Annotated in this window: 19 protein-coding genes; 3 read left to right on the top strand and 16 right to left on the bottom strand. The window is 61.6% G+C overall.

The window, feature by feature from the left end; genetic code table 11:
- Positions 1-8: 8 nt before the first annotated feature.
- From CH302_RS28070 to CH302_RS28035, 8 genes are all read right to left on the bottom strand, one after another.
- Positions 9-1,079 carry an Ldh family oxidoreductase gene (locus tag CH302_RS28070; RefSeq protein WP_094610747.1) on the bottom strand — a complete coding sequence of 357 codons (1,071 nt, stop codon included), beginning with the start codon at positions 1,077-1,079 and terminating at the stop codon, positions 9-11.
- A complete protein-coding gene (otnC, locus tag CH302_RS28065; RefSeq protein WP_094610748.1) occupies positions 1,079-1,702 on the bottom strand; it encodes a 3-oxo-tetronate 4-phosphate decarboxylase in 624 nt (207 codons plus the stop codon). The genes CH302_RS28070 and otnC overlap by 1 nt, the downstream gene beginning before the upstream one ends.
- The gene (otnK, locus tag CH302_RS28060) at positions 1,699-2,964 is read right to left on the bottom strand and encodes a 3-oxo-tetronate kinase (RefSeq protein WP_094610749.1); all 1,266 of its coding nucleotides are present in this window, start codon (positions 2,962-2,964) and stop codon (positions 1,699-1,701) included. The genes otnC and otnK overlap by 4 nt, the downstream gene beginning before the upstream one ends.
- Positions 2,961-3,647, bottom strand: coding sequence for a hypothetical protein (locus tag CH302_RS28055; RefSeq protein ID WP_094610750.1), 687 nt, complete (start codon positions 3,645-3,647; stop codon positions 2,961-2,963). The genes otnK and CH302_RS28055 overlap by 4 nt, the downstream gene beginning before the upstream one ends.
- Before the next feature lie 38 nt (positions 3,648-3,685).
- Positions 3,686-4,765, bottom strand: a complete 1,080-nt coding sequence (locus CH302_RS28050; RefSeq protein WP_094610810.1) for an isocitrate/isopropylmalate dehydrogenase family protein — start codon at positions 4,763-4,765, stop codon at positions 3,686-3,688.
- Positions 4,766-4,839: 74 nt separating this feature from the next.
- Positions 4,840-5,940, bottom strand: a complete 1,101-nt coding sequence (locus tag CH302_RS28045) for an ABC transporter ATP-binding protein (RefSeq protein WP_094610751.1) — start codon at positions 5,938-5,940, stop codon at positions 4,840-4,842.
- Positions 5,933-7,714, bottom strand: a complete 1,782-nt coding sequence (locus tag CH302_RS28040; RefSeq protein WP_094610752.1) for an ABC transporter permease — start codon at positions 7,712-7,714, stop codon at positions 5,933-5,935. The genes CH302_RS28045 and CH302_RS28040 overlap by 8 nt, the downstream gene beginning before the upstream one ends.
- Positions 7,715-7,734: 20 nt before the next feature.
- A complete protein-coding gene (locus CH302_RS28035; protein WP_176458349.1) occupies positions 7,735-8,913 on the bottom strand; it encodes an ABC transporter substrate-binding protein in 1,179 nt (392 codons plus the stop codon).
- A gap of 1,628 nt (positions 8,914-10,541) precedes the next feature.
- Between CH302_RS28035 and CH302_RS28025 the strand changes: the two genes are divergently transcribed.
- On the top strand, positions 10,542-11,294 hold the full coding sequence (locus tag CH302_RS28025) for a DUF5131 family protein (RefSeq protein WP_094610811.1): 753 nt from the start codon (positions 10,542-10,544) through the stop codon (positions 11,292-11,294).
- Here CH302_RS28025 and tcmP read toward each other — a convergent pair.
- The 5 genes from tcmP to CH302_RS28000 form a co-directional block, all read right to left on the bottom strand.
- On the bottom strand, positions 11,291-12,439 hold the full coding sequence (gene tcmP, locus CH302_RS28020; protein ID WP_176458350.1) for a three-Cys-motif partner protein TcmP: 1,149 nt from the start codon (positions 12,437-12,439) through the stop codon (positions 11,291-11,293). The genes CH302_RS28025 and tcmP overlap by 4 nt on opposite strands.
- A gap of 345 nt (positions 12,440-12,784) precedes the next feature.
- A complete protein-coding gene (locus tag CH302_RS28015; RefSeq protein ID WP_094610756.1) occupies positions 12,785-13,948 on the bottom strand; it encodes a site-specific integrase in 1,164 nt (387 codons plus the stop codon).
- A gap of 320 nt (positions 13,949-14,268) precedes the next feature.
- Entirely contained in the window at positions 14,269-14,922 is a 654-nt protein-coding gene (locus CH302_RS28010; RefSeq protein ID WP_329946442.1) for a ParB/RepB/Spo0J family partition protein, read from the bottom strand.
- Between the two features lie 225 nt (positions 14,923-15,147).
- Positions 15,148-15,837 carry a ParA family protein gene (locus CH302_RS28005; RefSeq protein ID WP_032370995.1) on the bottom strand — a complete coding sequence of 230 codons (690 nt, stop codon included), beginning with the start codon at positions 15,835-15,837 and terminating at the stop codon, positions 15,148-15,150.
- Positions 15,838-17,371: 1,534 nt separating this feature from the next.
- Positions 17,372-17,839, bottom strand: a complete 468-nt coding sequence (locus CH302_RS28000) for a TniB family NTP-binding protein (RefSeq protein ID WP_230598328.1) — start codon at positions 17,837-17,839, stop codon at positions 17,372-17,374.
- Between the two features lie 57 nt (positions 17,840-17,896).
- Here CH302_RS28000 and CH302_RS30370 point away from each other — a divergent pair, with 57 nt between their 5' ends.
- On the top strand, positions 17,897-18,073 hold the full coding sequence (locus tag CH302_RS30370) for a hypothetical protein (RefSeq protein WP_155288467.1): 177 nt from the start codon (positions 17,897-17,899) through the stop codon (positions 18,071-18,073).
- 117 nt (positions 18,074-18,190) lie between these two features.
- Entirely contained in the window at positions 18,191-18,610 is a 420-nt protein-coding gene (locus CH302_RS27995; RefSeq protein ID WP_094650287.1) for a hypothetical protein, read from the top strand.
- A 72-nt stretch (positions 18,611-18,682) separates the two neighbouring features.
- Here CH302_RS27995 and CH302_RS27990 read toward each other — a convergent pair whose 3' ends face one another.
- From CH302_RS27990 to CH302_RS27980, 3 genes are read right to left on the bottom strand one after another with little or no spacing between them, the layout of a single operon-like run.
- Complete coding sequence (locus CH302_RS27990) at positions 18,683-18,973, bottom strand: DUF4229 domain-containing protein (protein ID WP_052053811.1); 291 nt, start codon at positions 18,971-18,973, stop codon at positions 18,683-18,685.
- A 32-nt stretch (positions 18,974-19,005) separates the two neighbouring features.
- Positions 19,006-19,968, bottom strand: coding sequence for a cytochrome c oxidase assembly protein (locus tag CH302_RS27985; protein WP_032370888.1), 963 nt, complete (start codon positions 19,966-19,968; stop codon positions 19,006-19,008).
- Positions 19,969-19,978: 10 nt separating this feature from the next.
- Positions 19,979-20,578: a copper resistance CopC family protein gene (locus CH302_RS27980; RefSeq protein ID WP_141215893.1), complete on the bottom strand. Its 600-nt coding sequence runs from the start codon at positions 20,576-20,578 to the stop codon at positions 19,979-19,981.
- Between the last annotated feature and the right edge of the window lie 66 nt (positions 20,579-20,644).

Genomic DNA, 20,644 nt, shown 5'->3' with positions numbered 1-20,644 from the left:
CTGGTCCCCTACTTCAATCCGTCGACGCCGAGCGAGGCCGCGAGCGTCGCCAATTCCGCGACAGTCTGCGCAGGTAGTGTGATCGATCCGCCGGATTTCTCGACAGCCTCGTTCTCGATTTCTCCCGGCACGAAGATGCGGCCACCCGGTATCGGGTTCGATCTGTGCACCGCCTCGATGAGGTCGTCCATCCTGGCGTCGAATTCTTCCCGAGGAGCGATTGCTTCTATGTCGATCGCGAGAACAAGATGACCGCAGCCACTGCGTCTGTCGGGTACGAACGGCCCGACGATCCCGGTTGCGTAGCTACTGCCGGTCAGCACCCCCGACAGGACGTCCATCATGAACGAGATTGCGTAGCCCTTGTGGCCGGCCATCGGCAAGATGATTCCATCGATGGCAGCCTGTGGATCGTTGGTGGGCAAGCCGTCCGCGTCGATGGCCCAGCCGTCGGGAAGCCTCTGGCCTCGTTCGCGCGCAGCATAAACCTTGCCACGTGCGACCCCGGTATTTGCGATGTCGAGCACCACAGAGCCATAGGAACCGCTCGGAACAGCGATCGACCATGGATTGGCGCCGATCATCTTGTCCTTGCTTCCCCACGGTGCCATCGCGGGGCTCCCGTTCGTGGTGAGGATTCCGACGCATCCGCGCTCGGCCAGCCGCCTGGTCCAGTACGCCGCGGTACCGAAATGGTTGCTGTTGCGCACCGCGACGACACCGACGCCATGAATTTTGGCGGCATCGCCTGCCAACTGGATCGCTGTGTCCGTCACTACTTGGCCGATACCTTCTCGGCCGTCGAGCACTGTGACCGCACCGAAGGTACTGACGATCTCGGTGTCGGTCACCGGCTCCATCACACCACTCTGCAGCCGGGCGGTGTACCACGGCAAGCGCAGCATGCCGTGGGACGGATGTCCCCACATATCCGATGTGACAAGTGATTCCGCTACCAACGATGCATGCGCGGTGGGAACCCCGAGTGCTTCGAGGATCCGAGCTCCGTGATCGGCTACCTCCGCTGCGTCGAACGTATGCACTTCGCCTGTGGATACCTCGGTTCTGGCCTCGGACATCACGCGTAGATTCCGCGTAGTCGCGCTACTTCGTCCTGCGTCACCGGCGAGGTTTCTCGTCCGTGGAGAAGCAGATGCAATTTCGCCGTCTCTTCGAGTTCCTCGAGTGCGTCCGCGGCGGAAGCCAGGTCGGAACCGGCGACGACGGGTCCGTGGTTCGCCAGCAGCAATGCGTGATGATCCACAGCTGCCTTCTCCGCGAGTGGCCCGAGGGCCGCATCGCCCGGCGCGTGGTATGGCAGCAGTGGCAATTCCCCTACGCGCATTGCGTAGTAGGCAGTCAGTGGTGCAATTGCGTTGTGCGGGCTGGTATCTGCGAGACACGACACCGCCACGGAATACGTACTGTGGGTGTGGACGACGGCGCGCGCCGCTGGCCGTGCGCGGTACATCACCAGATGAAGGAACGCTTCCTTCGTCGGTTTACCACCCGCCAGGTGGTTGCCCTCCATGTCGACTCGCGCGAGGCCCTCCACCGTGAGCTCACCGAGCGAGACGCCTGTCGGTGTCATCAAGATGGTGCCGTCGTCATCGATGGCACTGAGGTTTCCGGTCCTGCCGAAGGTCAGGCTTCTGGTGAAGAACGACGCTCCCAGTGCAACCATCTGGCCACTAACGCTCATCCGAGTACTCCTATGGTTGCTGCACGGACCAACAGGTCCGGCTGTCCGAAATTGCCCGACTTCAACAGAAGCGTCACGTGTTCGGAGTTGTCATCGGTTGTGCTGCACCAGGGAACGCCCCGATCCATTTCTGCATCGACCACGACTGCCTTGACGCCCAGGGCGTCGACGACTGCACCCGAGGTCTCACCGCCGGCAACCACGATCCGCTCGGCCCCAGAGTCGACAGCCGCCTTGGCCAGTGCGCCGATCATGCGTTCCAACTCGTTCGCCACGGCCGGATCGAACGGCCCCCGATCGTCCGCCGAGGCCGACGAATACATCAGAATCGGGTCGCCACCGATGTGCGACTGCATCCATTCCAATGCATCGGGTAACAGTTCTTCCGGTGACGCCACCGTGCGCGGGTCCAGACGATAGTGCGCGAACGACGACTTCGCCTGTGCCACTTGACCGAGCGTCGCCTGCGAGCAACTCCCCGCGAAGATCACGGTGGGCCCGGTCGGTGCGGATCGAGGTGCCGGTTCGACCGAGGCGGTGTCCCGGTCGTGCAGGACCTTACCCAAGGCCCCTGCCAGTCCCGCGGATCCCGCAACGAGCGCGAACTCACCCACAGCTTCGGCTACGGACATCAGATCCGCATCCTCGACCGCGTCGATCACGACATGTCTGACACCGCTGTTCCCCGCTGACGCCAGCGCCTGGCCGATCGAGTCCGGACCGCGGTGAACAGCGGCCAAGTCCACCAGTGATACCGGGTAGGTGGTCTGTCGGCCGAGGACGGCGACGATGTCCGAGTCGGTCATCGGTGTCAGCGGGTGGTACCGCATCGAGGATTCCGACAGCAGACGATCGCCCACGAACAGGTGCCCCTGATAGACCGTGCGTCCGTGCTCGGGTGCGGCAGGACAACTGACCGTGAGTGAATCGCCGGTCGCCTCCAGCAGTGCGTCGGCCACCGGTCCGATGTTGCCGTCGTCGGTCGAGTCGAAGGTCGAGCAGTACTTGAAGTACGTGCGCGGTATTCCGACCTCGCCGGCCAACCAATGATGCGCTGCCAGAGACATTTTCACTGCCGCCTCGGCATCGAGCGACCGCGTCTTGAGCGCCACGACCACGGCATCACACGACCCGACATCGACGGATTCCTCGGGGAGACCGAACAGCAATACCGTTCGTAACCCGTGGCGACGCAGTGCCGCTGCGACATCGGTGCCGCCGGTGTAGTCGTCGGCTATGCACCCGATCTTCGGGGTACTCATCTTCGGCCTTCGTTCGATGCTGCGATCTTCGACGCAACCGAACGCGCCGCGAACCGCGGCGGGCTGACGACGGCGACACCGGTCGCCGCCGCCAACTCGTCGTGCACCGGGCTGAGCGAGTACTGCGCGATGCAGAGCAGATCGAACTCCCCGCCTGCGCCTGCGACGCCCGCCGCCAATGCAGCGACCAGACCCGGGCGGTCCTGTGCCGCCGCGGCAGCCGCCGCGCCATCACAGAAGACCGGAACCACCTCGATCCCAGCACCGTTGGCGGCCAGGTGCTCGTGCAATCTGTTCGTCGAATCTGCCGCCGAAGCGTGCAACGAAGCCAGCACTGCAACACGTCGCGGAGCCAGGCGGACGATTTCGTCCATCATGTCGGCGTCCGAACTCGTCACCGGCGCGAGAAACAGCTTGTCCGCCACCTCGACCGTATCTCCGTACATCGAGCACACCATCAGCACCGCGTCCGCTCCCCCGTCGATCCCGTGGCGGACGAGGCCGAGCATCCGATCACGCAGCGGTGGTGTCACACCGCCTAGTGTTTCGGCGTCGGACCCGAGTCGGTCGTCGAGCAGGTTCCACAACCGGGCACCCGGGAATTCTGCGGCGAACGCTGCCGCAGTGGGTGAAATGGATGCTGTCGTCGAATGCACGACAGCGATCAGGGGTTCATCGCTCACGTCTGATGTCCTCGAATAGTGGGAGAAGGTCGCCGGGCTCAGCCCTGTTCGATGGCGTCCGCGACTGCTACACCGAACTCGCTCGTACCGGTCGTGCCGCCCATGTCGGGCGTGACGGTGCCCGCCTTGACGGTGGCGTCCACACCCTGGCCGATGAGTTCGGCGGCCTTGACGAGCGACGCGTCGTTGTTGCGGGCCCCGAGCCAGTGCAGCAGCATCGCCGAGGAGTTGATCATCGCGATCGGGTTGGCGATGTTGCGTCCGGCGATGTCGGGGGCAGAACCGTGCGAGGCCTGCGCCATCGCGCGATCGAGTGAAGCGTTGATCGACGGGGCAATGCCGAGCGACCCGGCGATCTCGCCGGCGAGGTCGGACAGGATGTCGCCGAACATGTTCTCGGTGACGATGACGTCGAACAGGTTGGCGCGGCGCACCAGGTGCACTGTCATGGCGTCGATGTGGAAGTCGTTGATCTCCACATCGGGGTAGTCCTTGCCGATCTCGAGGCAGACGTCCTTGAACAGGCCGGTCGTAAGGCGAAGGACGTTCGCCTTGTGCACGATGGTGAGTTTACGAGAGCGGGTCTGGGCGAGCTCGAAGGCGACCTTGGCGATCTTCTCCACGGCCGAGCGGGTGATGATGCCCATGGCGATCGCAGTGTTCTCGTCGGGCATGAATTCGCCGGTACCTGCGTAGGTGTTGCGGTCGGCGTAGAAGCCCTGGGTGTTCTCTCGCACGATCACCAGGTCGGTTCCCGGCACGATCGCGTTGGCTCCGTCGAATGCCTTGGCGGGACGGATGTTTGCGAAGAGACCGAAGTGCTTACGGATCGTGCCGCTCGGGTTGAGCTGAGACTTGAACGGTTCGGGGTAGGCCGCACTGTCGTGGGGTCCGAGCAGCCATGCGTCGGTTCCTGCGAGACCGTCGAGGGTTTCCTGCGGGATGGGGCTTCCGTGAGTGTCGATTGCCTTACGACCGAGGGGGAAGGTGACCCACTCTGCGGCGGGAGCGCCGGCAGCGCGAAGGGCGGCGTCGACGGCGGACACCGAAGCGGGGACGATCTCCGGCCCGATTCCGTCTCCTTCGAGAAGACCGAGACGCAAGGAGTTGGTAGCCATGATGTTCACACTTTCTGTATTCGGGGATTGTGAAGTGAAATATGCTCCGGCACTGCAGATCAGCGCGCGTAGAGCTAGGCGGACACGGCCTGCTTCTGGGGGTACAGGAACATGTTCTCCGGGTTGATCACGAGGTCGACCTCACCGGTGTGGTTCGGCTTCAGGCAGTCGGCACTGATCTCCGACGTGCCCACCGACAGCAGGTACTCGTAGCGTGACCCGACGTAGGACACGCTGTCGACGTGCGCCCGAACGACATTGAGACCGGATTCGACAGTGTTGCCCGCGTCGGCGATCGTGACGCGTTCGGGACGAACGGCGACGGACACCAGATCGCCCGACTGGACGTTCATTCGTCCCGTTGCGTGCACGACCTGCCCGGTGGAATCGAGCTGCACATGAGCATCGTTGGCCGACGCCTCGACAACCTTGCCGTCGAGGAAGTTGCAACTTCCGACGAACGCCGCAACCTCACGGGCCGCAGGCTGCTCGTAGATCTCGGTAGGTGAAGCGATCTGCACCATACGACCTTTCGACATCACCGCGATTCGGTCGCTCATGGCCAGAGCTTCTTCTTGATCGTGCGTGACGTAGATGGTGGTGATGCCGACGCTGGCCTGCAGCGCCTTGAGCCATGCACGTGCCTGCTCGCGCAGTTTCGCGTCGAGATTCGACAGCGGCTCGTCGAGGAGCAGAACACGTGGGGAGTACACCAGTGCTCGCGCCAATGCCACACGCTGCTGCTGTCCACCGGACATTTCGTGCGGGTAGCGACTGCGCAGATGGAGCAGGTCGACCTTCTCCAGTGCGTCGTCGATCAACTCGTTTCGGCGAGCCTTGGGAACCTTGCGCAGAGACAACGGCAGAGCGAGGTTGTCGGCGATGGTCATGTGAGGCCACAACGCGTACGACTGGAACACCATGCCGAGGTTTCGTCCCTCGGGCGGCACGAACAGGTTGTTCTTACCGCTGAAGAAGACCACGTCGTCGAGCTCGATGGTGCCGTCGTCGGGCTTGTCCAGTCCGGCGATGCACGACAGGGTCGTCGACTTTCCACAACCACTGGGACCCAGGAGTGTGAAGAACTCACCGTCGTGGACCTCGAAGTTGATGTCGTGCAGTACTTTGTTTCCGTTGAACGTCTTGTTGACGTTGCTGACGCGTAATTCAGGCATCGGTCTTCGGGCCTCTCAACAGTCGGGTGGCGATGGTTACGAATACAACGGTGATGATGATCTGGATGGTCGCCAACGCGGCAACCGATCCGGCGTTCCCTTCGGCCCAGAGTTGAAGTGCGGTGGTACCGATGACGTTCGTCTGCGAGTTGGCCAGGAACACAGCCGGTGAGTACTCCTTGATCATCGTGACGAATACGAGGATCAGTGCTCCGGCGAAGGCCGGCAGTACGAGCTTTCCGAGCACCCGAGTGAACGTTTTGAACCAGTCGGCACCACTGACGCGGGCCGCGTTGTCGAGCTCTTCACCGATCTGCATCAGCAGGGGCGAGATGTTGCCGTATGCAGTGGGAAGTGCGCGCATTCCGAAGGCAATCACCAGAATCCAGATGGTGCCGCTCAGGAGTCCCGAGATCCACCCGGGAGCAAAGGCGAGCGCCCAGAAGAATCCGATACCGACGATCAGACCGGGCATGGCCTGCGGTGCGAGGGCGAAGTACTCGACCAGCCGGTTGGCCTTCATATTCGATCGGCGAGAGACGAGCACAGCCATCGTTCCGAGCACGCTGACCACGATCGCGCCGACGACCGCGATGACAATGCTGTTGACAATCGACATGTAGTACGACTCGTAGCTGAAGATCGGGACGTAGTTCTCGAACGTCAGAGTCGAGAACGGGGACTTCAGCGGTGTCAGTACAAGGGTGAACGATCGGAAGATCAGCGCACCGATGGGTAGGAGGGCACCGAAGATGAGGTAGATGGCGATGAACGCGGCCGAGACCCACTTGATCCAACCGAGATCGAATGTGCGGGGGCGAGTCGCCTTGCCACGAACCGAGACGAATCGCTGCGAATTCTTGAGCAGCTTCGCTTGAACTCCGACCAGTCCGATGGTCACGACGAGGATCAGCACCGACGCAGCGCCGAGAACACCGTAGTCGGGATCGATGGCCTGAAGTCCGTTGGTGTAGAGGAATGTCGAGAACACCGTGATGTCGACGGGCTGTCCGTACAGCAGTGGGACCGAGAGGGTTTCGAGCGACATGCTCACGATCAACACGGAGCTGTAGACGATCGGCGGTCGGAGCATCGGGATGACGACGGAGCGCAGGATTCGCAGTGGCCCGGCGCCGCAGACCTGGGCCGCCGATTCGAGCGAGGCATCCGCCTGGCGCAGTGCGCCGACACAGAACGTGAACGCGATCGGTGCAAGCGCGACCGCCTCGGTCAGCGCCATCCCGGGAATGGAGTAGAGGTTCCACGGAACGAAGCCGAGTGCTTCACGCATTTGCACGCTGGCGAATCCGGCCGGTCCGTAGAGGATGATCCAGCCGAAGCCGAGCAGCAGCGAGGAGATGTAGAACGGCCAGCGCATCGATCCGGCGATGAATTTTCCGAACGGCAGCTTGGTGCGGGTTACCACCACGGCCATCGGGACCGCAAAGACCTGGGCGAGGATCGTGGTCAGTCCGGCGAACAGAACGGTGTCGAGGATGACCTGGCCGAAGCCTGCATCGGTGAACAACTTCAGGTAGTTCTCGAATCCGAGGATTCCGCCGGCCTCGTAGAGAGGCCTGTCGACGAACGACTGATAGAGAGTCGGAATGACCGGTGCGAGAACGAGAGCCGCGAGAAACAGCAGCACTGCGTATTGAATGACCTGGTCGCGTCCGATGCCCCTGAACTTGCGGTACTTCGGGCTTCCCAGCTCACCTGGCTTGAGGGGCACGAACTCGGTGCCCTGCGCTTCGGGGGGTGTAGTCAGTGTCATGGCGTATCGCTTCTTTCGGCTCAGCCGGTCTGCAACGAGGTCCAGCGGTCCGAAAACTGCTCGATCTCCTCGTCGGTAGCTTTGATGTAAGGAACAAGGACTGTGTTTTCTTCGCCCACGGAATCCACCACGTCGGAATAGGTCGCCACACCGTCTTCTGGCTTCTCGACGCCGTCGCGGTAGGCGGTAAGGCCTCCTTCGGCCACAGCCGTCTGTCCGTCCTCGGACATCACGAAGTCGGTGAACAGCTTGGCGGTTGCTTCGTGCGGCGCACCGTCGGCGATCGAGATGCCGCGTCGCAGAAGTGGGGTGCCGTCAGAGGGGAACACGGCCTTGATGAGACCGCCCGTGCGCTGTTCGGCGGTCAGGGCCGGAGCACCCATGAAGAATCCGACGGAATACTCGCCGGCAGTGACCTTCTCGACCATCGATCCCGTCGACGTCTCGTTCTTGGAATACGGGAGGATGTCCGCGAGCTCGTCCCACGCCGCGTCGTCGTTCTCGACGAAAGCCCGCGTCACGGTGAACCCGAACGCGCCCTTGGGATTACGTACGGCAATCATGCCGTCGAACGAATCCGGGTCGGCCTGCACTTTGGTCGCCAGATCCTCGATGCTCGTCGGGAACTGACTCTCATCGAGCAACTCGGTGTTGTAGATCAACGAGATCGGGTCGACCGACATCGAGTACACCGACGGTAGCGCTTCGGCGAACTCCGGCAGCTGGGACAGTTCGGGTGAGGTGTACTGCGCCACGGTGCCCTCGCGTTCGGCGAAATCCGCCCATGCGTCTGCCGCGTTGCTGACCACGACATCGGCCGAGGCTTGGCCGGTGGCCTGCTCGCTGAGTACCCGCTGGAAGACCTCGTCGCTGTCGAGGTTGGTCGCGTTGATACTGCCCACCCACGGGAACTTCGCTTGGAACGCTTTGAAGATCGGTGCCCAGCTCTGTTGGTCGGTGTTCGAGTAGATCGTCAACGACCCGCCCTCGGCCTTGGAGGCGGTCACGATGTCCGAGTAGTCGGCCGGGTAGTAATCGGGGAGCTCGACCGCGTAATCGGTGTAGTCCTCACTGGCTCCGCAACCGCTCGCAAGCCCGACCGCTAGCGCGGTCGCCCCCACTGCGCCCACGAACCGTAGGCCTCGACGGCGCACAGGGGCCGTGGCGTTGCGGGACGTCCCGCCTGATTGGTTCGACACGATTGAAAAATCGCCTCCTCGGTAAGTTTGCCGGCCCGTGTGAAGTAGCTCACGTATGACCTGGGAAGTGAAGCTAGTTGAAAATTGGTCGCCCTGTCAACCTGTCTCCCAAATGGGCGGCCATCTTGGAGGTGGGCCCGGTGACAGCTGCTAGATCTGTCCGTGGGCACGATCGCTACGAGGCGCTTGAAGGTCGCGGTGGACTATGCCGCGGGGCTGAGGGGAATCCTTAACACCGGGACACATTTTTATGCGCCATTTTCGGTTGCTACGAGCTGCTCTTGAGTCCAGCGCCACCGCCAGTGTGGCTGTAGAAGCCGACGACCCAAATATGCGCTTGCATTGTCTTATCGGCGTTCATATCGATGACACAAACAAAAAGGCCGTCCAGTTCATGCTGTCTGAGGAGTGTCGACATGCTTTCGATCACGAGCCAGGAATCAAGAAAATAATCGCCGATTCAGGCTCGTCGCGAGGTAGATGCAAGTTCCCTGACTACACACCGATACTCAGAAGCATCGACGATCTTTCTGACGACGGTGGATCGATGCTGCTCGCCTAACCCGTGTGTTCTGGCTTCTCACACGGGCTCAGCTGGGCTACTGCTGGATTGATGCCCCAGTCGAACAAAGTGCAAATTGGCCCGTCACTGCACCGTTTTGAATCATCGCCAAACTATCAATCGGTTTCGAGCTTTACGGCGACGATAGCTCGAACTATCGAGCGTGCCGATTGCCTCTTTTGAGGTCCGTCGCACAAGGAGGCCGCACAATTCAAGGTCCAGCTGACCAGGAATTAAACCACAGTCGCACAGAACAATCGGCAAAGTTTAAGAACATCTCGACTTTATCGTACTCGTGGCGGCACCGGGTACCCGGTGATTTTGAAAGCGCGCAAATATGCGTGACGTGAATGACTTCGGGAAGCGTCCGCACCTCGCGAACGGATACGGTCGCGGCAGGGCCCGCCGCGACCGAGTGCATGATCCAGGGCGCATCCCGGGGGTCGATCGGAGTTCCATGTCTGGTGAATGTTGTACACCAGTGTAGAGAAGGCGATTCGGGGGTCCAGCCGACTGCGGCAGCGCAGAGCGACAACCGCAGCAAGGACAGTTGAGAATCTCCGCTCGGCCCACCGACAGCACACTTCGCGAAAGCTCAAACAAGAGGTCCAACTGACGCTGCGAAGTTCACTACGGTCCCGAGCGTCAGCAGAACGACACCTGTCCAGCCAGCGCGAAAACCGGCTGTGCGTTGGAGTTGAAAGTCTGGGTCATAGACAGGAGCCCACGCCTCTATGGCTGCGCCCAGAAGTTTCATGTCTTCGTCAAATGGCAGGTCTGGGCTCGAACGCTGCAGCTCCGTTCCTTGTTCGGCTTCGTGTGCTAATTGAATCCTACGTTCAAAGTCTCTACTGAGGCGACGGTCGCGACGTATATCGGCGACAACGAGAGCGATGCCCAGCAGCTGGGTCACGAGCCCCGTACAGAGGAGGGCGACAGTAACCAGAACGGGCATGCATCATTATTTACGGACAGGGAACCGCAGGGACGCCCGACCCCTGCTGAGACGTGCGAGCGGCTACCCTGACGATCGCAGATACGTTCGACGAAGGAAGGGGTGATGTCGATGGCCACGAACAGTGCAATCGAATGGACCGAGGTCACCTGGAACCCCGTGACCGGGTGCGATCGTGTTGCCGCAGGCTGTGACAACTGCTACGCGCTGGCCCTGGCCAAGCGGCTAAAGGCCATGGGCGCTGAGAAGTACCAGAAGGACGGCGATCCCCGTACATCCGGACCAGGCTTCGGCGTGACGCTCCATCCAGGGTCCTTGGCGCAGCCGTACCGCTGGCGTGCTCCCAAGGTGGTCTTCGTGAACTCGATGAGCGACCTCTTTCACGCAAAGGTCCCGATTGACTTCATCCGTGACGTCTTCGACGTGATTCGCGAGACGCCGCAGCACACCTATCAGGTGCTCACGAAGCGGGCCCATCGGACAGCGAGGATTGCCGACAAACTCGACTGGCCCGACAACCTATGGATGGGTGTCTCGGTCGAATCGGACGACGTAGTCGACCGGATCGACTATCTACGCGCTGTCCCAGCCGAGACACGATTCCTATCATGCGAACCGCTCCTCACGGCTCTGCCTCACTTGGAGCTCGACGGAATCGACTGGGTCATCGCCGGCGGCGAATCAGGTCCACGAGCACGACCGATGGACCCGGCGTGGGTCGAAGACATCCGCGACCAGTGCGTCCAGGCTGACGTAGCGTTCTTCTTCAAACAGTGGGGCGGGCGGACGCCGAAAGCGAACGGCCGGGAACTCGATGGTCGCACCTGGGACGACATGCCGGAGCTGGCAGCAGCTTCGGCTTAGCAAGCCCGGCGGAAGACGAAATCACGCGGCTTTTTGCCCTTCGCCACATATTCGAGTTCGCCCGACTTCACGAGCGTTCGCAGCGCCGCGGTGAACGCAGTCTCCTTCGCTTCGCCATAGAGATCACCGAAGATGGGCCTGACGTGGTCCACCGCCTTCTTGGGCTGGCCGTCAGCGGTCAGCGCGCGCAAATTCCCGGTGATGTGGTCAATAGCTTTGGCGTGCTCACGCGCGAGTTGGTCGGCGACGGTGTCCCACAGCATGTTCTCGCGTTCGTCGGGGTCAGGACCTAGGAAGTCGATCCATTTTTCGCGCGCCTTGGCAGCGGAGACACCGAACACCCAGATTCCATGAGGCTGGGAGGTGAGGAAGATCAGGTAGTAGACGGGTTGGTGATGGACTTGTCGTCGTACTGGCGCGACGACGGATCCGTAGGGCGTGCCGTCCGTGAGGCGCTTGGCATACTCGATAGATACCGCGTCGGCGGCCGCCTCCCAGGTCTGTCCACCGGACGCGTAGTGCGCCTGCAGGGCCACGTCCCGCCACCAAACGCCGCCGCACACCTCATCCGCCTGTGCGACGCCGCCTAGTTCGAGCTGGCCCTTTTTCAGCTGCCCACCAGCGCGGCGAATCAGATCGGCGTTGAAGTTGAGCAGCACCTCGGTACGAGGCCACGTCCCCCTCTGCTGGAGGATCTTCCTGATGGAGGCCATTGGGAGCACCGCTCCGCACGGATCAAGAAAGACGAATAGGCTAGCCCCGGCGGCCAGCGTGAGCGCCTCCCCGAAGTATGTCTCGCACTCCCCGTGGTAACTGTCAATGCGGATGCCGCGGTTGCGGTACTCGTCGGCGACCGCGTCGAGCGAGGCGTAGTCGGCGGGGGCCTTCTCCACCAGGAAAAGGTCGATCGTGGTTGTTGCCTTGGCCTTCTGTGCAGCGAGCATCATGTACTCGGCGGACCCTGGTTGCTTCGTGTCGAAGCGGCCTCGCCCCGCGAAACCATCGACGAGTAAGCAGCGCTTCGGAGACAGCGGACTGGCAGTCATCGTCGCGAATTGGATGACGTATTGGTCGAGAATTCCGTGTTTGTACACGGACTGTGGCTTCGGGTTGTCCAATAACCCACCGTCGGTCCCAGTCGCCATCACTACTCCGTTAGTCGCGTTTGCCGCCGGGCCAACTGTTGCCGTTGCGCGGTCGTGTCTGCTACCCGATCGCACCGCTGGAAAGGCGTGCATCCTCCGCTGGAATCTTATCGGCGGGGGCGGCAGAGTCTGGGATCTGAGGCCGATCGAGCCAATGCCCTGGGTTGCTGACTGTGCTTTCTGGAATCGAGTGCCGTCGGTGCTCCTGCCAAAGAAAGTAAAGAAGATGCGGGCGTCAGCCACCAGTGCTACATGAACTTTCCGAAGCCACAGCGGATCCGCACACGTCTGCTTCACCAGAGGGCGTCAACACAAACGGCTGCGGCATTCTGAAACTTGAGTGACTTAGAGCCCGATGTCAGCCACTGCGTTTCCGGCCAGGGGGGCATGTTCGCGACGGTAGACCTCGACGGAGTCCAAGCTGGCGTGTCCGGTCTGGCGGGCGATGGCGGAGCCGTCGGCTCCGTTCCGTGTGCCTTGGGTGACGAAGCCGGCGCGGAGCGAGTGCCCACCGAGCTTGGCAACCACGGTGGGGTCGTAGCCGGCATGCTGCGCGCGGCGACGGACGGTCTGATGGATCGCAGCACCGGACAACGCTGCGGTGCCAAGGTTGCCGTTCTTGGCAACGGCTCGGAGCAGCGGTGAGCGGGACGAGGTGCGGGGTACTCCCCCACGGCACACATGCTCGATGAACGGTTCTCGCTTGCGGAGTAGGCGGATCACGGACGGACGTCCGCCGATGTCGAATGCGGCGACCACCTGCACCCAGCGCACATAGGCGCAGGGTGGGCAGGTCTCGGGAGAGTCGGTGTACGGCAGGGCTTTCACCGCTCCCCTGCCCTCTTGGTCGGTCTTCGATCTACGTAGACGTACGTGGAGGCCGTCATTCCGGTGCACGGTGACATCACCGCACAATAGCTCCGACAATTCGCTACGTCGGTAGGCACCGGCGAACCCGAGGAGCAGTATCGCCGAGTCGCGGCGCTCCAAGACCTCGTCGGCCCATCCTTGGCACCGTTCCCGTGCAGTCTGTACGAGGAGTTTGATGTCGTCGACCAACAATGGGTCTCGCGGGGTGCGGGGTCGGTCCCCCGCTGCGGCGTACTCGCGCCGGATTCCCGACAAGGTCGCGGTGACGAGTTCGTGCGCTGACGGGGAAAGATGTCCTGTGGTGCGGTGTTGGTGGTTGATCGCCGCGATCCAGGTGCCGAAGGTGGCAACAGCGTAGGCCCGCTCTCCTGTTTCGGTGCGGGTGTCGGCGGCGTCGACTAGGTAGGCGGCGACGGTGATCGGGTGCGCCGGAAGCGTCACGTGATCATTCGACTCGCACCACTGGGTGAACCGTCTCCATGCGGCCGCGTAGGTCTTGCGGGTTCCCTCGGAGCGTGAGGACTGCACGGCGGCCGCGATTCGTTTCGCGACGGCTGGCGGAATCTCAGGCTCAACAGCCACTGCCCCGACGTTTACAAGAGTGCCCTCCGCAGGTGTTCGGGCAGGCCAGAGGTCCATACGTGCAGCCTAGCGCAGGTCACCGAGACGTCTGCAGAGCAAAACTGTGCTGAACTGGCGTTTTGGCAGTGACGATGCGGAAAATGCAATTTACGTTGGTCTAATCTGAATAAGTAAGGGTGAGTAGGAAGCTCTATCTGCAAGAGTGCCATTGGCGACCGATCAGAGCTGGCGAAGTGGTGGGTCGCGCTTCTGACACAGACCGGCTACCTGGGCTTAAGCCTCCGCTCCACTTCCCCACTGGTCCGAATCGGAGGCTCAGCAGCAAGGCCTCGGCGGATGTGCTTTCCGCCGAGGCCTTCTTGGTTGGATGAGCTGTGTCAGATGCCTCGAAGCGTCTTCACCAGCTCACGTATGTCCTCCTCGTTGAGCGCTTCCCTGATCGCGACTGCCACAGAGTGGGGATCGCTTTTCAGCTTCATCAGCGCCCGGATTGCGGCGCTGCGTGATGCGATCTGCTTGTCAGCATCGGAGGGTCGGCGTGGTTTCTTCTCGTTTGCTTTCGGCGATGGTGGGTTCTGCTGGCGTGAAGACCACTCAGCGACCTGCTCCGCAGACGGAATCTGCGCCAGCGCCCGAGCGTCTCGGATCGCGAGATCGCCTGAACGTAGTTTCTCCCGCAACTCAGGCTCTAGCTTGAGCAATGCGCGCCGCTGCGAGATCCAGCCTTCTGATCGCCCCAATTTTTGAGCGGCCTTGGTGGCGCTTCCGAGTTCAGTAACAAGAAGGTTGACAGCTTCTGCCTCTTCGACAACGTCGAAGTCTTGCCGGTCCAGGTTTTCGACTATTGATGCCCACAGGATGGCCTCTTTGGATGTTGCAAGGCTGTCCTGAACGACCACATCCATTCCCTTGCGGCCATACTTCTCGCTCGCAGCAAGCCTTCGGCAGCCGTTGACCACAACCCAACGTGCGGAACCGATTCTGGCGACGTCCTCTGGCCAAAGTTCGAGCCACCGTGCGCTCGTAACCACTGTCCCAGGTTGAAGCTGCCGCTCCGCGATTGTAGCCAGATCGGCGAGATCCCCGACCGCTGAGCGCGGATTCCGAGGGTTGGCCACTAGTTCGGACAGAGGCACATCTGGTCTAAATTGGCCATCCACAGGGATGGATGCATCCACGGGCGACTTGTCCCCCACTGAACCAACCAGACTAGAAAAATCGACCCGACCGCCCCGGGACTTCTGTGATGTTGCCATTTACTTACCTACTTCCAGCTCAAGGCACAAGCGTTGGAAGTCCTCACGTGCCTGCAGCGATGCCCGATTTGGCGGGTACTCGGTAACCACTTGCCCCTGAGCTGCGGCTCGACTGTGCACCTTGTAGTGCCGAACAACGGTGTTGGCGAGTGGCCAACCTTGCGCTTGGACGAATGCTTCGGTCTGTTCCAGGTCGACTCGGCCGTCTCTTGGATCCCAGTTGTTGATGACGACAATGAATGGGATTCCCTTCGGCTCAAGCACTTTGGAGATTGTGCGGGCCGTCGGGTCGAAGCTGAGTGGCTCCGGGACGATCGGGACGATCGCGAGATCGGTCACCGAAAGTACAGTGTCGAGCGCTTGTCCTGAAGTGCCGTTATCTACAGCCCCAGGACGATCGCCGATCCAGCCCGGCGTATCGACGTAAACGTGTTTGATTCCATCCAGGTTTGGCAGATGGCGGAGCATTTCCGGGTCGTCGATCTGAGTGACCCGGAAGGGAAGGTCCTGCACTCTTTCGGCCCACCACACTGCCGAGCCCTGAGGGTCGATCGAAGCTGCCAGTACTGGCGATTCGCTCTGCTTGGCTCCGGAGCGAGTCAAGACGTCATTCTTGACTGCCGCCAGGTTCATCGTGAGGGTACTCTTCCCCACTCCGCCCTTTTGGCTGATTATTACGTGTACGGGCATTGAGCCCACCTTCCGTTTGCTTCACCGCGGTGCGGCTACTTCGGTGTGGTGTTCTGGCGATGATCTTTACCGCGGTAAAGATCCGCGAGAACGCGCAGCGCTGGAGTTGCTTGCGCCCTCGAAATGTACATCACTATGCCTCCAGAGTGTTCGGTTGTAGCTTCGACTCGCCGGGTCATGTCTGTGATCCGATGGCAGACTCCCCCGCTGGACCTCGGCGCTCACTGGCTCGTCCACGCGCTGTGGTACTTACCGGCTAAATCTTTACCGCGGTAAACGTCAAATCAGTGAAGGTGGGCAGTGCTTAAGTCCGCCTGTCGCACCATCAACTACTGGTATTCAGACTTCTGACCCGAGGGTGTGGGAGCTACACCGTTGCAGATTCGTGCGAGGACTGTGTCATTGAAGCAGCGAGCAGGGCTGCGGACGGCAGCCGTCCCCAACGTTGGCTGGTTCGCTGGTCGACAGCAGTTAGTCGGGAGGCTTGCTAGGTATGGTGATACACGAAGTGCCGGCACCACGCCCGTCGGATGTCTTTAAGGCCCGCTGAGGCGCGTCGTACTAAGATTTCTGGGCGCGACCTGGCGTTGGTTCTGCAACAGTCGTTGCACTTCGAAGTACGCGCTAGTTGCTTGCTGTTGCAGTGCACTGCAATCATGCGCGACCAGGCTCTTCTGATGCAATCGGCCGGCCGATATCGTAGTGAGGGTGCAACAGTTTTCGTTAGGGTTTTCGGGCAGGCCCCAGTTTGGTCGTTTCGCCCAATTCCGGCGGACTGTCAAGGCGCTAGGTCCTGAGCCTTGGCGTTGTCGCGTCTTTACCGCGGTAAAGGCTGATCTCTCACCGCAAGGTGATGATTCAGTAAATGCGAGTGGGTGGTGGGGTGATGTGGGCTCCAGTGAGGCCTTGAGTTTCATTTCTTGTCGGCAGTTAGTTTCAGCCATCTCGTAGGACCTTGGTTTGGCCGGCAACGCCTTGCGGCGGATTTACGTAGGGTGAATCGCGATAGTTCGCGCCGAAGTAAGACCGGGGGGCAGGATGTCGCGACCCCACCCAATTTCGTCACTGTGACGAAAAGCGTCGCACCCACAAGCGTCGGGATCTGCCCGATTTGCAGTCGAAGTTCCGGGTTTTTTGGCGGTGCGCATTCGAAGGCCGGCCGAAGGTGGCGGCGGGCCTTTGATAGACAATATTCAATCGAATCCGCTTTAACGAGGCTGGCGTGTGCTGGGGAACTTCCTGTTGAGTGCATTTGCTTGAGTTAAATCGTGGATGCGCTTGATGCGCTGGGGGACCGGGGCCTGCAGAGCCTGGAGTCCGGGTGACCCGTTCCATATCTTGGCGACCTTTACCGCGGTAAAGATTGAATTTGACCTTGGAGTGGTACAGAGCTGCACCCTTGCGTCGAGCTCTCTTCGTGTTGCCGTTCGAGCGCGCCCTTCGAGGCAGGCTTCAGTGCTATGCCTCGCTCAGGCCGAGTGCGACGCTGGCAAGGCTGCATCCTGACATCGATGGAGCGAACATAATCGCGCTCCTATGGGATTGGGGCAACAGGTGAGTCGAATCGTGGGCTGGCACCAATGGTCCAGGCTCTGTGTCCTCTAAGGAGAAGCGCTTCGTAGGAGGGAACGGATGAAGGTGTGTCAGGGTCTGGACGAACGAACATCTTCACGCCGGTGGCGCGGAGCAGCATCAATGCTTGCTGTTCGAGTTCGTGGACCCGATTGCGGGGCCTGGTCGGTGTTCCCAACGCTGTGAGCAGTGCGAGGTAGAACCGGCCGGGTGACGGGTCCGGGGGCATCTGCATGCACAACACCGGTATCTGCTCGCGGTCGGACAAGCTGATCGGCGGATGAGTGCGCCGGAACTTTTCGATGATCATCGACTTGCCGTTGTTCGTCGGACCGAGCAACAGTAGGTTCGGCATACGCTGTCGGTCCGGCCACGACAGCAACGTCTCCAGATGGTCGATGACCGTGGCGATCACCTCATCGGTGCTCACGCGCACTCTGTACCTCGGTCCCACCGAGCGGCGCCGCCAGTTCGAGCGCCACCTCGCGTGAACGCGCGGCTCGCGGCGATGCCCGATGATGCGTACGTTCGCCCGTGGCCGCTGCATCCGCAGCCACTGCCAGGTGAGGCCCTCTCGTCCCACCGCGGGCTCGGCCACGACACCCCGTGTGGCCACGAGATGGTGCGCGCCACCCTCGCCGGTATCCAGGTATCGGTCGCGTAATAGTCAGTGAGATAACCGATTTCGGGTGTACTGTAATGCGCTTCATGCCGTACTGTTGGGGGCAGCGGGAAGGCCAGGTTCTTCTCAGAGCACTTGCAGGCGAACGCTTTTCCCGACATGACCAGATGGTCGGTGCACCCAGGTCCCGTCGCCGTGCCGATCGACCGGTGGGGCCACATGCCGTTCCCCGCACAGTCGATGTCCCCGGCAGGGGTCGGATGGATCGTCGATGCCCATCGCACTGGGCAGCCGCCTCGACACGACCCACGACCGCCTCGGTCGCTGCTCCTCGGTGATCGCGCGCTGGAAGCGGACATGACCGGCTCGCCGCCGCAACCCGTTGCAGCTGCACTGGACTCGGACTACTACCGAATCGGTATCGATGCCCGCCGCCGTGCCCACACCGATCTGGCCGATGTGTCCGACATAACCGATGATCTCGAGCATCGGATCGAGAATCTGTTGCAACGCACCCTCGAACTGCTCGATGGCGCGCCGAAACCAGAAGCGCAACCACACATCGAGTGGGTCGGGTGAACAGTGATCGACAAGAACGATACGGCCATGCCGTGAATGCGTACGCCGGCGTCAGAGAGTTCTGCTACGGGGTCATCCCGCCGCGGGACCTCGCTTCTTGATCGAGCGCGCGCGATCGACAGCTTCGATGTCCGCGTTGATGGTTCGGCGACGTTTCCTCAGAGTCAGTGCCGACAGCGGCAGGCTTGCGGCAAGTGCGGCGAGTAGTACCAATACGAAGGGAATGTCGAGGGTCGTCAGCGCGTCGACGGCCAAGATCACGCCTGCAGCGACGCACACGAGTATCAGCCGTACGCCGTTGTAGGCCAGCACATGAAAGACGAGCTGCCCCTGGGGGGTTGCGGGTGTGCGGATCAGTGGCATCGGCCGTCCTGTCGTGCGTAGTTGTGCGGGCGTCACCGTAGGGTGCGGGGCCGGGTTTCGGTGCCGATCTGCTTGAGGAAATCGTTGTAGGCGTTCAGTTCGCTGTATCCGTCTTCTTCGGCGTGGCGATCCGCGACGGCCGATTCCTCTTTTTCGTCTCGGTTCCATCGAATGCAGAAGATGAGCACCACCAGCAGGGCCACCGGCTCACCGTAGGACCATGCCAGCGCCCCGGCGAGTTTCTGATCAGCTATCGGATCGACACCCCACTGCGGGGGAGGGGAGGCGAACGTGGCGAGCATGGGGGTGCTCGACATCATCAGGATGACACCGAAGAACACATGCAGCGGCATCTCGACGAACAGGTCGAACATACGGCCCAGATTGCTCTGCCGAACAGGGAGGGGGCCGACGGCGAGCACAGGGATGATGAACAGCAGCCCGCTGGCGAAGAAGAAGATCTCCATCGATACGTGCCCGATCTCGCTGACGGCGAGAACATCGAAGATCGACGACAGATACAGACCGTAATAGCTGAAGAGGAACAACGGAATCGTCAGCCCGGGGTGAAGCGCGATGCGCCCGGCGCGGCTACGCAACCCCGTCAGCGCCGCGATCAGTACCCACCGCCCGGTTCCGTGATGAGCGGTGGCACGCAACAAAAGTCGTCCGGGCGAACCCACCACCAACAACGGTGGGATGGTCATCGACAACGTCAGATGCTGGAACATGAAGACGCTGAACAGGCTGTAACCGTAGCGTTCGACCTGCAGTCCGGTCACCAGGACCAGCGCCGCGCAGCCGAGCAGAAAACTCGCACTCCGCCACCGTGACCACGCGATACCTCGACCGCGGACCCGGTAGAGCCCCCAGCAGTACAGCCCGGCCATGACGATGCCGGCGATCGGCAGGATCGGGAGCGGCGGTACATCGAAGCTCAGCAACGCTGCCAGCGTCGGCGGGCCTTCCGGGGGAGTTACTGCGGCGATGTTCATCGGGACCCTGTCATTGCTTGTCCTTGCCTCGGATCACCAACGTCAGGGCGATGGCAGCGAGACCGAGGACAGTCAGGCCCACGATGGAGAGCAGCATCATGGTGTTCTGTTTCGGTGGCCGGTCTTCGCTGGCGGACGGGTTGTTCGGATCGTAGGCCTGCGTCGGCGTGGTCGAGGGAGCCGGCGAGGTCGAACGTGCAGCGCTCTGCGATTGCTGTGCAGCAGCGTCCGGGCGGGTGGCGGTCTCTGCGACGTCGACCGAAAAGCCGTACGACCCGGTGATCGGGTGCCCGTCCGCGGAGGTGACGCGGTAGCCGACGGTGTACTGCCCGTTGGGTAGGCCGTCCTCGAGCAGGACCGATACGTCGGGGCCCTCGACCGTGGCCGTACCCTGCGTCCACTGAGTATCGCCAGGACCTACCACGCTGATGGTCGCGAACGATTCGTTGATGTCCTGGTTGAACACCAGACCCACACCGATAGGCGCGAAGTCGAGGGTGGCATCGGCGGGCGGGTCGGAGCTGACCAGTTCACTGTGCGCCGACGCCGGGGCCGCCCCGAACAGTGCTGTGCCGCACATGAGCACGGCGATCAGCATCCATCGTTTCACGTTCGGTTCTCCTCTGGTCGTACTGATTCTCTTTACTACTATGCGCAATAGTAGTAAGGGGGTGTG

The sequence above is a fragment of the Rhodococcus sp. 15-2388-1-1a genome (assembly GCF_002259145.1).
GTDB lineage: Bacteria > Actinomycetota > Actinomycetes > Mycobacteriales > Mycobacteriaceae > Rhodococcoides.
Note: the sequence above shows the minus strand (reverse complement) of the source record. Positions and strands in the feature narration are given on the sequence as shown.